This window comes from Winogradskyella sp. ABM4_392, assembly GCF_056160445.1.
In genome coordinates this window covers 207,026-223,612 of the sequence record NZ_JBSWXE010000004.1, presented here as the reverse complement: position 1 = coordinate 223,612, position 16,587 = coordinate 207,026, and the positions used below count along the sequence as shown (strand labels likewise).

Genomic DNA, 16,587 nt, shown 5'->3' with positions numbered 1-16,587 from the left:
AATGAACATACCCAAACTCGTCGCATTGTGTCCGTTTAGGGGCTGCAAATATAAAACCCTTTTACTTACAACCAAATACTTTTTAACCTTTTATTTATTTAATTTTTTACAGGAAAAACCAATAGACTGAAATTCACATATTTAATCTGAATATTAATCTAAAATTTTATAAGAAGAAGTCCCAAACCAAACCAAAACGAATGGTAAAGTCCCTATAAGGATGATTAGGAGCTGAGAAATAATCATAACCTGTAAATGAGGAATTGAAATGTTCTGCTTTAAAGAAAATGCGAGTTTGTCTCACTTTTGCATTAATAAAAAAGTCTAGTCTAGGAAACCCCCCTATCTTAGTTGAATTCTGAGTATAGAATTCCGCCAATACAGGATCGTATCCATTCATATTATATTCTGTAAAATAATTGACTGTTACTCCTGTTTGGAGTTTCATGGCTTTCTTAAAAATATGGTTAGAATAATAAAGCGTATTTCTAGAAATTAGTGTTGGTACATTTAACACTTCTGCATCGCTTAAAACATTCTGATACATAATTGTGTTGTCTAAAGCAAAGTTACCAACTTTAAATTCTCTCTGGACCTTTAACCTTAAATATTGTAATGAACTATTAAACTGTTGTGGACTTACAACCCTTACTCCATCTTCATTGATTTCATCTAAATTGAAATATGTATAATTTTCAATGTTTGAAATATCTAAAGATGCATTAAAAAACTTTTGGGACTTAATATTAAACCTTAACTGCTGAGTATTGATGTTATTAAATTGATTGAAATTATACCAGTTATAGTTAGTATAATCACTTTGATATAATAAGTAATTATAATTTGGTAATTTAGAACTAATATTAATCCCACCAGAAACATTAATGTCATCATTAAGTTTTAATCCAAGTTCTGCGTCAATATAACTACCTGCAAACTCATCAGACAGATTTAAACTTGCTTTACTCTGTAAATGAATTGACTTGATGGTTTTGTTATACGATGCATCTAATCCCAAGTAATCAGTCTTTATTCTATTTGGTATTAACTCATCAGGAAACAAAACTATACTATTGTACCCATAGTTAATGTTGGTATAATTTATTCCAAATCTAATTTCTCCTAATATATTGTTGATGAATTCAACATGTACTTTTGTTTTGAAGTCTTCAAGTGTAACTTTATCATTTATTCTACTTGTGAAAGAGTCACCAAAATAATCACTTGAAGGTGAATCTTGATAGTATTGAAAATATTTATCTTCAAAGAAAACCTCGTTTACAATCGTTAGTCTATTATTATTAATTGAGTCTTTTTTATTTACAATGTCGTAAGAATGATTTAAGAAAAATCTTTTTCCTTTTAAAATACTTTCTGCGTTTTCAAAATTCATATCAAATACAGACCTATCTAAAAACTCTTCATCACCAGATGTGAAATTCTCCAAATCCTCATCCTTTATCCCACCATTTTCTTGATTAAGGAAATCTTGCATTACTATATGTCCCATTGCCTTGTAACGCTTATTCTTTGTATGATAATTAGTAGTAACCCTAAAATTGCCTGTGCTGGTTAATGCGTTTTGGTAATTACCTAATGACCTTAAACCTTTATATGCTATTGAAAAGTTAAATTGTCTCGAAAGATTTACAGCAAAAAAAGCATCTAACATCTGTCCTTGTTCAAAAGCTGTCTTATATGTCAGCCTTGTCCATGGTGTTGGTACTTCGTAATACTTTGTGTCGTCACTTTCTAAATAGTTGAAATGTCTTGCTCTGGCGCCAAATAAGGGTTTGGTTTCATCACTTATAGAATTAATACTTAAAGAATTGTAAGTCTGGCCTATGTTGGCGAAAGGCATTAACCCAAAGTTATCTTTCTGCAGATAATTAAATTTATAATCCTTTTTTATGGTTAAAGTGGTGTCAACTATAGAGGTATCTACTTCGGTGTTGTATTGCAAATACATATCTATTGAAGCAAGGTCTTTAAAACCTCTTGAGAGCCTAATATCAGTAGAATCATTTTTATCATTTGAACTTCTAGAGTTAAAGCTATTCAATTTTACCTGTGCATTTACATTAGCAATGACAAGAGAGAAAATGAAAAATAAAAATAATTTGATTTGCATCTATTTAAATATAATCTAAAACAAAGTAAATTATAAATTATTGTTTTAGAGGGAAGAATTACAATTTACTTAACACAAAAAAGACCAACTTAAATCGTTGGTCTTTATCTTGTTTAAAAAAGGAGTGCTATTCAATTACTAGTTTATGAGAAGTAGTTCTATTTCCTTCTGATATATTTACTATGTATACACCTGCCTTTGCATTTTCTAAAGTTATCGTTTCTTTAAAAATTGAAGACGAATTCGTATACTTATTATTGTAAACAAGTCTACCTTGTAAATCATACACCTCTACTTTTACATTATTGTCAATACTATTTAGATTTGATTCAAATGTAAGAGTGAACTCGCCATTAGATGGGTTAGGGTAAACCGCTAATTTTCTTGCTAAATCATTTTCATCAACGCTTAACACAAGATTATTACCTGTAATAACTAGAGAAAAATCTTGGTTCCCTGGATCAAATGGCCCTGCACCACCACCTTGAATGCTACCTTTGTGGGAGACAGTTAATGTGTACATACCATTGGTAGGGACTTCTATATCAACTCTTTCTATGTTATCAACTGAATTATCTGCTTTTGTTGTTGAATATCCGCTAACTGGGTCAAAATTTAAACGCCATGGTAAATACGTAGTGGTACCGTCAGATATTCTCAAATCTAAATCATTTACCAATCTTGGTGTTGGGTCATTAGCTGGACCGTTGGCAGGTGGTCCTGGTAAGTCTGTCCAACATATAGTGGCAGACAATTTTTCGCCTGCTTGAGCTGAAAAAGTAAAGGTATAAGTTTCGCCTTCAGCCAAATTCAATTCATCAATGACAGCTTGTGAACTATTGGCAGCAGCGATTGTTTGTGCTGAAGCTCTTGCGTTCAACAAACCCCAACCGAATACAGGATCTGGACCCATAGTATGATTTGGATTTACTGGGTTAACATCAAATTCGTCAATGGCCGTATGGCAAACTAAAGCCTTTAAAGTAGCAGAATTCATATATTCTCCGAAAATTTGGTTATGATACTGCTGCAACAATAATAACGTGCCTGCCGTATTTGGTGATGACATTGATGTGCCTGAAAATGTTGAATAACCATTCCCTGGAGTTGGAGATAATAAGTTAGTACCATCAGCGGCTATATCTGGTTTAATTCTAAGATCATCTGTAGGACCTTCACTCGAACCAGAGTTTATAGCTAAACTTGTTAATTCATAGTTTCCACTGAAGGCTGGCTGTTCTGATGCTATAGGATTGGCGTTAGCAACAATTAAACTGTTCTTTGCATTCTTGTCGCCAGTTAACTTATCAAATCCAGGAAACATTCCACCAGGATAAGAAACGTTACCAGAATTACCAGCAGACATTACAGGTAAATATTTAGGGTTATTTCTTGTTATGTTATCAACTGTGACTGCACCTGAAGAATAAGCTCCTATGAAATCTGCATCTAACTGATTACCGTTTCCTTGATCTATTGGCACTCCATAAGAGTGATTAGAAACTAGCATAGGACTGACTAAGTCACCTGCTTCAGTTGTCATTTCTGCAGAGTCATTAGTCCAATTAAATGATTTAACATTTACTCTAGAAGCCATACCCCTTGCACTTGGGTTAGTTCCGTTAGCAGAAATAGTACCTGCAACATGTGTTCCGTGTGAGCTAAAGCCTGTATCACCGTCAACAACAACAGGATCTATAATCTCCATCCTAGTATCAGTACCTGCTGCATTTTCAAATTCAACATGACCATCATCAGCTGGTCCACCATCCCAAACACCCACAGTCATACCTAGGCCATCTAAGTCAAGACCTAAACTCCCCCCTGTCCAAAGCTCAGCAGTTTTGGTTGCACGTGCAGCTTCCAAGTTTTCAGTGGATCTATATATAGGTTTTCCGTTTCTAACATCGTGGATATGCATTAATGTAAAACCATCGTTAATTAATGTAGCTTTAACATTTGGATGGCTTTGTAAAAAGTCTTGTACTCTACTAATTCGCTCATTCTCTTGTGCGTTTAGCTGAGCTAATAGAAGTCTATTTGCTTCAGATAGATTACTATCTGTAACCTGTCCAAAAGACAAACAACTAAAAACAATTAAAACAAAACGTAATAAATTCTTCATTTTCATCAAATTTTTAATTTTTATGCAATATAAAGATATTTTAAATCACTTAAAAAAAAAAGCCATCTATTAAGATGGCTTTAATATATAATTAGATTGACTTACTACTAATTGATTGTAAAAGTTGCTGATGATTGAGTACCACCTACAGCTGTAGCAGGAACAAGAGTTCCTCCTGCTGATGTCACGCTAAATACAGGACCTCCATCTCCGTAAGAGTCATAAACAACAACACCATAGTTACCAGCTGCTAAACAAAAATCAAAAGCTAATACAGCAAAGTCATCATCTGGATTTACATACGGTCCACCAGAAGCGATAACAGATGGAGTACCATTTAAGTCATATATTTCCCATGTAGTTTCATCTGGCCAAGTATCTAACTCTAAATTGAAAGTTACTACAGTATCTAGACATTGCTCAGTAACTGCATAAGTAACTTCATTTCCAGAAAAACCTTCAATACCAAAAACTAACAATTGTTTTTCGAATCCTAGATTATCATTATCAGTAACAGTAAAAGTTAAAGTACCTTCATTAGAACCACCAGGTATAGTTACCGTTGATGGTACTGTGTATGGTGATGCTAAAGAAGTATCATCCATATCAACTACAACATTAAATGTTCTATCAGACGAAGTAGTTTCTGTGGCATATACCTTTATATCAAATGACTCTGATGCATCTTTAGGAACTGTAATTGCTCTCTCTGCAGTTCCTATTTCAAAACCTGCAAAGTTTGAGACAGGTGACTCTAAATCTTGCTCACAGGCAGTAAACAACAATACTACTAGAGCCAGGCTGAATAATGATTTAAAATATCTATAATTTTTCATAAGATTTATTATTTTAATTATTTTGAGATGAAATGTTAGGATTGTTTATAATCTCAGTTTCAGGTATCTGGAAAGACATTTCATCAGAATCATAAACAAATGACTCACCTGCTCTAAACACATGGTTAGTACCACGAGTAACAGTTGCTTGATTACGTTTCATAGCGAAGTAACTCTTTCCTTCACCCCACATCTCAACACGTGTTTGGAAATATATTTCATCTACTAATGCTGGCCCAGATAATGGCGCTAAATAAGTCGTTGCAGCAGCAGCACTACCTAATCGAATAGACAATAGCTCTTGTAAACGTGCTTTAGCAGCAGGTTCATTTCCTGTCTTTGCAGCTGCCTCGGCACTTAGCAAATAAAATTCTTCGACTCTCATAAAGATGTAGTCTGTTGTAATTGCAAATTGTCCACCTGGCGTTCTACCTGGATCAAAGAACTTATTAATTGGCTGTAAAGCTTGAGCACCTGTACCAAATTGAGTAGCTCTAATGTCATTAGCTGGAATCTGGCTATATAGTAAATCATCTATAGATTTAGTATCTCCAGCCCATGCATAACTATATGTAAAGTAATCCATTTGTCCCCACCAGTTGATTAATTGGTGACCTAAATCAGCAGTAATGTCAAATCCCCAAACCCAATTTGGTGCACTTACATCATTAAAACCTGATCCCGCTCCTGGGAACGCTAGTGCACCAGCAGTAGCTAGAGGATAACCTGAAGATATTACTGCATCGGCTTGTGTTTTAGCATTAGTATAATCACCCATAGCTGCATAAGTATATGCTAATAAACCTTGAGCTACAGTTTTGTCTATCTCACTAATAGCTGTTCTAGTATAACCATCTAGGTTATCAATAGCAAAAGTTAAATCACTAACTATCAAATCATAGATTTGAGAAGCCTCAACCTTAGCAGTATTGATATCATCAATATTATAGAAAGGAAGAATAGGCTCAGCTGGGTCATAAGCTGTTTGATATAATTGAGCTAAATAAAAATAAGCATAAGCTCTATATGCTTTAGCTTGGGCATTAACTCTTAGAGTATTATCGTCTAAATCCCCAGGATTATTACCACCTGCTGTTTGAATTACAGAGTTAGCAACACTTATAATTCTGAAATAGTAATTCCAAATGATTTCATTTTCTTCACGAGTAAAATCTGTGGTAGTTAAAAGATTAGCTGATGCATTATACCATCCAAATGCACTGGCAGATAATGATGCATCACCACAAACTATATCTGTCCAAATATCCACACCTTTCTGACCTATGTCATAATGTCTACCACCCGTTACTCCGAATGGTTCAATCATGAATCCACTGATACCCGTTAGGTTTCCTTCAATAATATCTGGATTTAAACCCGCCGCATCAGTTATACTAACATCAGTTAATACATTGGTATTTCTTTCTGGATCTAAAAAATCTTCTTCACAGCTGAAGCATAGAGCTAGAACTGCTACTATTGATAAATAAATTACATTTTTTTTCATATTGCTTTTTTTTAAAATTGAACTTTCGCTCCTAAACTAAAGGTAGTTAATGGCATGTAAATACCCGAATTAGTTGTACCTATAGCTGTACTAGGGTTTAAACCTTTACGGCTACTTAAGAACATTAAGTTATCACCAGACAAAGTAAAACTTACTGCCTCTAACCCCATAGATTCAACAACAGATTGCGACAATCTATAGTTTAAGTTTACATTGTTCAATGAGAAGAAGTCTGACTTTGTAAGGAAACGTGTAGACGTATTGTTTTGCTGTCCATCGTTACCAAAGTTAGCTGAAGTTCTTGGTATATCAGTAACTTGACCAGGAGTTGTCCATGCATCTCTAATATCAGTATGAAAATTGTCAGCACCGATAAGATTATTATCAACAAGTAATCTATAACCACTATCAAATGCATATCCACCAAGACTGTAACTAAATTGTGCAGAAATATCAAAATTCTTAAACCCTGCGTTAATTCTGAATCCACCACGCACATCTGGAATAGCTGATTTACCAGTGAATACTTGAGTCGCATCAGCATAGTTATTAGTAGTAGTTCTTCTAACATTTGCACCAGGAACCAACTGTTGATATTCAAACAAATTACCTGAAGCATTATCATTGATGCCATCATTATCTACATCAACCTCAAAGGAACCACCATTAAAAGAAGATAGCTCACCATTATCGAAAACACCATTGTTGTTTTCATCAACATAGTACATATACCACAAAGCCTCACCATTAGCTGGATTAACACCTGCCCATTCTCTCATATACCAATCATATTGAGAAACACCTTCTGCGATGTTATTAAAATCATCAAAAATTGCTTTCTCACCAGAGAAAGGGTCAGTAGGCATCTCTAATACCTCATTCTTAAATGTTTCTCCATTTAGATTTAATGATAGTCTAAAATTATCTTTTTCAACAAGTTTAGCATTAATATTAAATTCTAAACCTTGGTTTAATAATTCACCACTGTTATAACGGATAGTCTCTTGACCAGAAGAAGGTGCCAAGTTAGCTATTTGAATTAAATCTACTGTTCTTCTATCGTAGAAATCTACATCTACACCTAGACGACCGTCAAACCAAGTACTTTCAAAACCAACCTGAGCTACATTAGAAGTTTCCCAAGTCAAATTTGGATTTGCAGCCTCGCTGGAAATAGTATAAGATATGTTACCGTTAGGATCTTGGTTAATATTAAAAACTTGGAAACCGTTTAATAGAGCAGTACCTGTATCACCAATCACACCATAACTAGCTTTTAACTTTAAAAAGTCTAAAGCACCTACGTTAGCCATGAAATCCTCTTTTGTAACAATCCATCCTAAACCTACAGACCCAAACGTACCCCATTTGTTCTGTAAGAAACGTGAAGAACCATCACGTCTTATAGACGCTGTTAAGAAATACTTATCTGCATAATCATAATTTAGCCCAGAGAAATAACTATCTAAAGTCCAACCTAATCTAAATGAACCTGCTCTTCCCAAAGGAGTTGTATATTGATTTAAATCATTTGAACCAGGGATAATTGCACGTTCAGCTGCACCAGTGATTGTTCTAAAACGATCTTCTGTTGATTCATGAGCAACAAATAACTCTATATCATGATCACCATAAGACTTAGTAAAACGTAATAACTGTAAAAAGTTTTGGTTTGTTCTTAAATCATCATCTAAGAATAAACTACCTCCTGAATTAGCCGCACCACCATAGAACTGATTATTTCTGTTAGTATTTATTCTTGAATCATACTGACCACTATAACGCATCTCAAATGCTAACCAGTCTGTAACATCTATACCAACATTAAAATTACCTAACAAAGTGTTGATGTCTGATTGGGTTAAATCGTACTTAGCTAAAGCAATACCATTAGTAGCATTCCAAGCACGTCTTCCTGTTTCTGCACCAAAATCATACTGAGAACCCCCAAAAATTGGATCTGGAACTAAATTTCCATCCAAGTCTCTTAAGAACACATCATAAATTGCTGGTGTAGTATAAACTAAAGCAAAAGGGTTTGCAGAACTACCAGCACTACCTTGAGTACCTGAATTTGTAGCACGTGCGCCAGCCCAAGCAATATTACCACCAATTGTTAACCAATCTTTTGGCTTATGCTCTAAATTTAATCTCGTAGTGTATCTTGAATAGTTTGAATTAACAGAGTAACCTTCATCATCAACATAACCTAGAGAAACAGCATATTTAGTTTTTTCATTACCTCCAGAGAATTGTAAATTCGCCTCTGTTCTTACACCAGTACCAAATGCAGCATCTCTCCAAGAAGTTGGCGTAAATCTACGCTGAACACCTGGATTAAATTTCCCAGTAGTTGGGTCTATTAATTGGTTACCTGGCACATTCCATATGTTATAAAGCTCATTAATACCTTCTGCAGTACCATATAAATTGTTACTAGCAAAAGCAGCAGGATCAGCTTGACCTGTTAAGATTCCTTTCGTTCTTAAAGCTTGCCAGGATATCTCCATATACTCCTCTGGAGAATCAATAGTTTCATATTCTGGTAAAAATAATGTATTAATACTTGTTGTTACATCCACTGAAATACGAGAAACACCTGCTTTACCTTGTTTTGTGGTGATTAATACAACACCATTCGCACCACGAGAACCGTAGATAGAAGTAGCAGCAGCGTCTTTCAACACAACCATATTCTCAATATCAGAAGGGTTAATAGACTGTAATACACCTGTAGCATTACCATCAACTGGAGCACCATCTATTATGTAAAGAGGAAGCGTATTACCATTGATAGAACCAAAACCTCTAATTCTAACTTCTGCAGTAGAACCAGGAGCGCCACTTCTTGTAATAACATTCACACCAGCTACCTCACCCCTTAAGGCTTGAGTAACGTTAGAAACAACTTTGTCTTCAACACCTTCCATGTCTACAACTGCAGCTGTACCTGTGAATGATTCTTTTGTCGTTTTGCTATAACCAACAACAACAACTTCATCAAGAGTGTTACCTTCTTTTAAAACAACATCATATACATTAGATGCACCCACTGTTACTTCAACAGGCTCCATACCAACGTAAGATATTACTAAAACATCTCCTGAGTTGACTCCGATAGTATATTTACCATCAAAATCAGTTTGAGCACCTTTTGTAGTACCCTTTACAATTACACTAGCTCCCGGAAGGGGTAAACCATCCGATTCTGTAGTAACTGTACCTGTGACCATTTTTTCTTGTGCAAAAGAAAATTGCATCACGAACGCCATAAAAAGCGTTAATAACCATGTTAACTTTAATTTCATAAAACAATTATTTGAGTTAGTCTAGTTGCAAACATCTTAATTAAATATTAAATAAACAAGCGTTTTTGCCAAAAAAATGTTAATGGTTTTGCGATTTCATCAACAAAAATGAACTAATATTTAATTAGTGTTTTTGACGCTTAACTCATTACGTAGATACCAAAACTGTAAAAGGGTTGCGTTAAAATTTTAACTTTGTTCAAATTTTAACATTTTGGTCTTAAAAACTCAATTCACAAATTTTGATTTAGAATGTGGCACAGACGAGGCAGGCAGAGGGTGTTTAGCTGGTCCTGTAACTGCTGCGGCTGTCATACTACCTTCAACCTTCAATAACAGTATACTAAATGACTCTAAACAACTTTCGGAAAAAAAAAGAATACTATTAAAACCCCTGATAGAACAAGAGTCCTTGTCTTTTGGCGTACAACACATTTTTGAAGATGAAATAGATACAATCAATATATTAAACGCATCTATAAAAGCTATGCATGGCTCCATATCACAGCTTGACATAGAACCAAATTATATCATCGTGGATGGAAACAAGTTTAAACCCTATAATACTATACCATATCAAACTATTATAAAAGGAGATAGCAAATATCTAAATATTGCTGCTGCATCAATTTTAGCAAAAACTTACAGAGATTTATATATGGAGAAAATTCATGAAGAATTCCCTATGTATAATTGGAAAAAGAATAAAGGCTACCCTACAAAAGAGCATAGAGCTGCAATAGAAAAATATGGAGTAACTAAATATCATAGAAAATCGTTCAGATTATTGCCAGAGCAATATCGTTTAGATTTATAACTTTTTATATTTGTAAATATATCTTTACATATGAAGCATTTTGGATTTCTATTGATTTTACTTTCTGTTTTAGTGTCTTGCCAAAAAGACTACAATTCTTCAAAATCTCCATATAAATTTCTCCCTTCAGAAACCGAAGTTGTTATTTCCATTAATGAGCTCAATGATTTTACAAATAGTACTAAAAAACATAAAATTTTATCTGGTATATATAATAAGGAGTTAACTGAGACTTCTACTGTACTTAAAAACATGAATCCAATAGATAAAGTATATGTTGCATTCTTAAACAAAACCAACACAGAGTATCTCGTTTTAACTAAGAACGATTCCACCGTATTTACGATTGATTCTTTACCAAATCATATTTCAGAAAACCTTAAAGAAATCAATATTGCAAAAACTCAAATCGACTCTACTATATTTTATCACAAAACCCTAAACAATGTTTTTGCTGCTTCTAATAGTTTAGGAGTTTTGAAAAATTTAAAACCAAACGAAGGCAATCAAAAGTTAGTCGATTTAATTGAAACTGCTGACAATCGCACTATTGCTTCAGTGCTATATAAAACAAATACAGCAAATCTATCTAAACTACAATTTTCAGAAACGATTAAAAATTCAAGTAGCAGCTTTACATTACTTGATTTAAATTTTTCTGACAACAACATAAACTATAATGGTATTGTGACCTCGTCAGATTCTATATCACAATTAATAGATTGCTTTAAAAATGCCGTTCCTCAAAACATAAATAGCCTGAACATAGCATCAGCAAACACTAAATCACTGTTCAGTATCACCTTTGATGACTATTCAAATTTTAGTAATAATTTGAATAAGTTCAAAAATGTAGTGCCAGACAGCACTAAAACATTTTTAAACTTTACAAACGAAATCGCATTAGCAGATAACACCCTTATCCTCCATTCCTTAGATACAGAACTTGTGATTGAATCCATTGAAGAAAAATCAATTTCCGAAACTTTCAGAGATATTGATATTTATGAATTTGGGGATACTGAGTTTTTCAAAAATAGATTAGAACCAATTATTAGTTACGAAACTGCTAACTTCTTTTTTAAATACGAGGATTATATTGTTTTCTCAGATTCCATCGAAACATTAAAATCACTACTTTCTGATGCATTAAACAATAATACCATTGCTAATTCTAACGCTTACAAAAACATAAGCACTAATTTAAGTGATGATGCCTCAATCTTTATCTATAAAAACAACGAAGCACTTTCTGAACATTTAGGCATCAACACAAAAAACTATCATGCCAACGTGGTACAGTATGTTTATGAAAACAATTATGCGCATATGAATGGTGTAATAGAAGAATTCAAGAAGAAAGCAGCTTCAAATTCGGTAACAGAAACTTTTACAATAGCCCTCGATGCTCAAATTGTATCACCTCCTCAAACTGTAGAAAATTATATCGACAACACACATGATATTGCGGTACAAGATACCAACAATGTATTGTATCTAATTTCAAATTCTGGTAGCTTACTTTGGAAAAAACAACTTCAAGGAAAAATACTTGGAAAAATAGAGCAAATAGATACCTATAAAAACGGAAGATTACAATTAGCTTTTGCAACATCTAACCGTCTATATGTTTTAGACAGAAACGGCAATGATGTGTCTCCTTTCCCGAGAAAATTCAATGACGAAATCACACAACCCTTATCTATTTTTGATTACGACAAAAGAAAAAACTACAGACTCCTAATTACCCAAGGAAAAAACCTTCTTATGTACGAAGCTAAAGGCAAAACCGTCAGTGGCTTTGCTTACAAAAACAACACTAAAAACATAACCTCCCAGGCTAAACATTTTAGAATCGGAAGTAAGGATTACATTGTATTCTCTACAGAAGACAATCTAAAAATTCTAAACCGTCAAGGTAAAGTTAGAATTGATGTTAAGGACAATATTCGTTTCTCAGACAATGAAATCTCCTTATACCAAAATAAGTTTACTGCTTCTAACACCCTAGGTCAACTCGTACAAGTAGATACTCGAGGAAAAATAAGCCGAAAAGATCTCAATTTAACAGACAAGCACAATATAGCTACGACGAGCAAAACGTTGGTCTCAATGTATGAGAATAAACTTTTTATAAAATCGCGACGTGTAGATTTAGACTATGGTGTATACACAGCACCTAGAATTTTTTACTTAAACGATAAAATTTATATTACAACAACAGACTTACAGTCTAAAAAGGTTTATTTATTTGATAGCCAAGCAAAATCAATTCCAAATTTCCCTGTTTTTGGAACTTCTGCTGCAGAATTACAGAAACTAGACAAAAACAAAGGCTTGGAATTAATAACTCAGGCAGATGATAAAACAATAGTTGTTTACAAACTACACTAATTTATTAACCATTTTTCATTTTCATTTTTAAGTATCAATAGTTATTCTTATTTTTAGTCCGCTATTAATCAATTACTTAAAATGAATTTTACAAAAATTTCCCTCGCGTTTTGTATAATCCTCTTTATTACTCCTGCCCTTAATGCCCAAACAAAAAAAATTAAACGTCCCAAAAGCAGAGTTGGAGTTGCTAGTGTAGACAATTTTGTTCAAGAATCTTTCGATTTGTACGATAAAGTATATAAATATGATGGCTATGCTGCTTCTGGTCAATCTTTAGAGGATGATGATATTGATGTGCTAGAAGAAGCGTTAGAAGAAATGTCTTCGCTTAGCGATAGTGCACCAGACATTATAAACGACTTAGATGGAGTTGGTGTTTTAAAGCAAGGAAAAGCCACCTTGCAAATGAACAAGGCAAAGAAAGCCTTAAAATACAGCATAAAAACAGCTAAAGAACTTCTTCTGGGACAGCGTGAGCGTGAAACTGAGGATGAAGAGGATACCAAAGAATCTAATGACAAACCAGAAGATAAAACCAATAGTGATTCTGGTAACACAAATGATGCTATTGAAGAGACACCATCAAATGTTTCTGATGGTTTAGAAGTGTATAGTAAATACGATTTTGTTCCTGGTGACAAACTTCTGTTTTTTGATGATTTTTCAAATGATTTTATTGGAGATTTACCAAGTAAGTGGAACACGAACGGCTCTGGTAATATCGTAAAATTCAATAAGGTAGAAGGTAATTGGTTTGAGCTAAAAGCAGGTTACAGACTATACGCCATACCAGATCTTAGTCAACTACCAGAAGACTACACTATAGAATTCGATTTACTCACATCTGGCGTTAGCAATAAAACGTCCTCTGGCGCAAGACTTCATGTAATATTGAGCGATGCTAATGCATTTACAAACGGAGAAACCCACTATGCATCTGTTTCACTTCCGTTGGGTCAGTATGCTCCTTTCAACATAGATACTTATAATTATTTCAATGGCAAAGCTGGCATGATTAACTCTGGTCTAACTGCTGATATAAGAGATGAAGTAAAAAACCAACCACATATCGCTATTTCTGTGACAAAAAAACGTTACAGACTCTGGGTTAACGAAGTTAAATATGTAGATATTCCAAGATTTATAGAGGAGCTTAACGTGCTTAATTATTTAAAATTTCATGTGTATGGACTAAAGGATGGTGAAGAACGCGTTTTTATAAAAAATATTAAAGTTGCCGAAGGTGGTGTTGACTTAAGACGCAAACTAATGTCTGAAGGCAAGATTTCTACCAATGGTATTTTGTTCGATTCTGGCTCTGCCAACATACAACCGCAATCATTAGGTATTGTACGCCAAATCTCGCAAGTGTTAATGCAAGATGACAGTATTAAACTCAATATTGTTGGGCATACAGATTCTGATGGTCCTGACGACTCTAATCTTAAGCTTTCTAAAGACAGAGCCGAAGCTGTAAAAACGGCTTTGGTTAATATCTACAACATTTCGGCAGATCGACTTACAACCGAAGGCAAAGGAGAAACAGAACCTGTTGCAGATAATGGTACTGCAGATGGAAAAGCACAAAACAGACGTGTAGAGTTTGTAAAAATATAACGGTAACCAAATCTCAAAGTCCCTGAGTCTGAAAACGCCAAATTTATTTTGGCGTTTTCTTTAGTTTTAAGCCATACCTTTTGTAGTATTGCAAACACTTATTTTCTTATTTATTTACTGATGATAAAACGACAAAAAGCCTCAATAAAACAATGTATTATTCACAAGGTTGGCAATAAGTTTAATGATACTAAAAACGCGTTTTCAGATGCTGCTGTGCATTTTGACGAAGCCACTTATAACCTTATGCTACCTTACTTACTAAAACCCTTTGTAAGTGTTGCAGAGAGTTATCGTTTTCATCATCATAGCAATGTTGGGCTTAATGAAATCAACACCTATTCTGATCAACTTTTTAAAGAAGAAGCTGATTTTGTAGAAACGTCTAAACACATCGTCACACATCTTTATGAACAAAGTAATTCAGCCCAAATAAAAACAGGAGATGTATTGGTTTGTCATTTTGAAAATATACAGTACGAAGACTTTTTTGTAGATGCTATTGGTATTTATAAAATTGAAAACAAAACCGAGTTTTTTCAGACCTATTTAGAGTCTGGTAACTACGACATTTTGGTTCAAAAAGGCATACAAGCCAAGAAAGTAGATAAAGGGTGTCTGATTCTGAACACTTCAGACATGGAAGGTAAAATAGTATTTAGTGTAGACAACAACACCTACGATACGCAATACTGGATTAAAAGCTTCCTAAACATTAAGTATCCTGACGACAGCAACCAACACACCAAGAATTGCATAGAGCTTTGTAGAGAGTTCTCTAAAGAAGTTTTACAACCCAATTTTGGTGGACAAGAGCAAAGTAATTTCTTAGCAAAAACAGTAGACTTTTTTAAAGAAAATGAAATTGTAAACATTGAAAACTTTAAAGAAGAAGTATTTGAGGAAGAAGACCAAATACAACTTTTTGAAGACTATAAAAAAACCTACGAGGCCGAAAACAACGTGCTGATTAGAAACCAGTTTGATGTCTCTGAACGTGTCTTAAAAAAACAGAAACAAAAGATAAAACCCGAAATAAAACTAGACACCAACATACAAATAAAGCTCGATGTTGATGCACCAGATGCTTCTGCTGAATACCTAGAACGTGGTTACGACGAAGAGAAGAAAATGCACTATTATAAAGTGTTTTTTAATGAAGAGGCTTAGATTGATTTTTAAGAACTTTAACTGATTAAACCATGAAAAAAATCTTTTTAGCATTAATAATTTTTGTTTTAACATATTCATGTTCAACTTATAAAATTGAAAATAAAAGTAACAGGTATTTTGATGATAGAGATATTGAGATAAAAAAAGTAGAATTTGAAAAGAAGCTTTCTTCATTGGAATATCTAGGTATTGAAGGGGATTCTATAAATCACAGAAGATTAATTAAAAGAGAAAATTATGGCGAAATATCAAATAAAAAAGTATTATTAAAACTATTGAAAGAGACGGTTAACAGTGAGCTGGACTCAACCAAACCGATTGTAATAATATATTATCCAGGTAAGGATAAATGCAATGGTACAGGTGGGTTCACTAGCAAACTTTGGGTTGAAAACTGGCGACAAGATCTTGAAAATGGTTTAAATCAAATAGCACAGGTTAAGCCATTGTATATCTACAAAACACCAGAAGGTTTAGAAAAACATGAGAATATTATAAATTGGCATGAAGACCCAGAGAACATAATTGAGAGACTATTCTTTAAGCATCATTATCCATGTGGTAGTTTTGTGGTAATATCTAAAAATGGTAAATATATAAGTTATCTTGGTGAATACCCGAAAGAGTATGTCTGGGCTGCAACAAAGTTGATGAATGAATAATCATCTTTAAATAT

10 protein-coding genes are annotated in these 16,587 nt (G+C 33.8%); 5 read left to right on the top strand and 5 right to left on the bottom strand.

Translation table 11 applies throughout. The features are described 5' to 3' along the window. Positions 1-166: 166 nt before the first annotated feature. The 5 genes from ACXAFS_RS11585 to ACXAFS_RS11565 form a co-directional block, all read right to left on the bottom strand. Positions 167-2,131, bottom strand: coding sequence for a putative porin (locus ACXAFS_RS11585; protein ID WP_475307114.1), 1,965 nt, complete (start codon positions 2,129-2,131; stop codon positions 167-169). Positions 2,132-2,258: 127 nt separating this feature from the next. Then, a complete protein-coding gene (locus ACXAFS_RS11580; RefSeq protein WP_475307113.1) occupies positions 2,259-4,256 on the bottom strand; it encodes a S8 family serine peptidase in 1,998 nt (665 codons plus the stop codon). Between the two features lie 107 nt (positions 4,257-4,363). Then, positions 4,364-5,092, bottom strand: coding sequence for a hypothetical protein (locus ACXAFS_RS11575; protein WP_475307111.1), 729 nt, complete (start codon positions 5,090-5,092; stop codon positions 4,364-4,366). Positions 5,093-5,105: 13 nt separating this feature from the next. Continuing rightward, entirely contained in the window at positions 5,106-6,599 is a 1,494-nt protein-coding gene (locus tag ACXAFS_RS11570) for a RagB/SusD family nutrient uptake outer membrane protein (RefSeq protein ID WP_475307110.1), read from the bottom strand. 11 nt (positions 6,600-6,610) lie between these two features. Next, positions 6,611-9,907 (bottom strand): SusC/RagA family TonB-linked outer membrane protein, encoded by a 3,297-nt coding sequence (locus ACXAFS_RS11565; protein WP_475307109.1) that lies wholly within the window; start codon positions 9,905-9,907, stop codon positions 6,611-6,613. 214 nt (positions 9,908-10,121) lie between these two features. Here ACXAFS_RS11565 and ACXAFS_RS11560 point away from each other — a divergent pair, with 214 nt between their 5' ends. The 5 genes from ACXAFS_RS11560 to ACXAFS_RS11540 all read left to right on the top strand — a co-directional run bounded on the left by ACXAFS_RS11560 (position 10,122) and on the right by ACXAFS_RS11540 (position 16,573). Beyond that, complete coding sequence (locus ACXAFS_RS11560; protein WP_475307107.1) at positions 10,122-10,724, top strand: ribonuclease HII; 603 nt, start codon at positions 10,122-10,124, stop codon at positions 10,722-10,724. A gap of 30 nt (positions 10,725-10,754) precedes the next feature. Beyond that, complete coding sequence (locus ACXAFS_RS11555) at positions 10,755-13,118, top strand: ribonuclease HII (RefSeq protein WP_475307106.1); 2,364 nt, start codon at positions 10,755-10,757, stop codon at positions 13,116-13,118. 81 nt (positions 13,119-13,199) lie between these two features. Further along, positions 13,200-14,738 carry an OmpA family protein gene (locus tag ACXAFS_RS11550; protein WP_475307105.1) on the top strand — a complete coding sequence of 513 codons (1,539 nt, stop codon included), beginning with the start codon at positions 13,200-13,202 and terminating at the stop codon, positions 14,736-14,738. Between the two features lie 120 nt (positions 14,739-14,858). Continuing rightward, complete coding sequence (locus ACXAFS_RS11545) at positions 14,859-15,908, top strand: nucleoid-associated protein (protein ID WP_475307103.1); 1,050 nt, start codon at positions 14,859-14,861, stop codon at positions 15,906-15,908. 32 nt (positions 15,909-15,940) lie between these two features. Continuing rightward, on the top strand, positions 15,941-16,573 hold the full coding sequence (locus ACXAFS_RS11540) for a hypothetical protein (protein ID WP_475307102.1): 633 nt from the start codon (positions 15,941-15,943) through the stop codon (positions 16,571-16,573). Positions 16,574-16,587 lie beyond the last annotated feature (14 nt).

Coding starts and splice junctions, on each gene's coding strand:
- ACXAFS_RS11585 (WP_475307114.1), bottom strand. CDS start 2,131: ATGCAAATCAAATTATTTTTATTTTTCATTTTCTCTCTTGTCATTGCT.
- ACXAFS_RS11580 (WP_475307113.1), bottom strand. CDS start 4,256: ATGAAGAATTTATTACGTTTTGTTTTAATTGTTTTTAGTTGTTTGTCT.
- ACXAFS_RS11575 (WP_475307111.1), bottom strand. CDS start 5,092: ATGAAAAATTATAGATATTTTAAATCATTATTCAGCCTGGCTCTAGTA.
- ACXAFS_RS11570 (WP_475307110.1), bottom strand. CDS start 6,599: ATGAAAAAAAATGTAATTTATTTATCAATAGTAGCAGTTCTAGCTCTA.
- ACXAFS_RS11565 (WP_475307109.1), bottom strand. CDS start 9,907: ATGAAATTAAAGTTAACATGGTTATTAACGCTTTTTATGGCGTTCGTG.
- ACXAFS_RS11555 (WP_475307106.1), top strand. CDS start 10,755: ATGAAGCATTTTGGATTTCTATTGATTTTACTTTCTGTTTTAGTGTCT.
- ACXAFS_RS11550 (WP_475307105.1), top strand. CDS start 13,200: ATGAATTTTACAAAAATTTCCCTCGCGTTTTGTATAATCCTCTTTATT.
- ACXAFS_RS11545 (WP_475307103.1), top strand. CDS start 14,859: ATGATAAAACGACAAAAAGCCTCAATAAAACAATGTATTATTCACAAG.
- ACXAFS_RS11540 (WP_475307102.1), top strand. CDS start 15,941: ATGAAAAAAATCTTTTTAGCATTAATAATTTTTGTTTTAACATATTCA.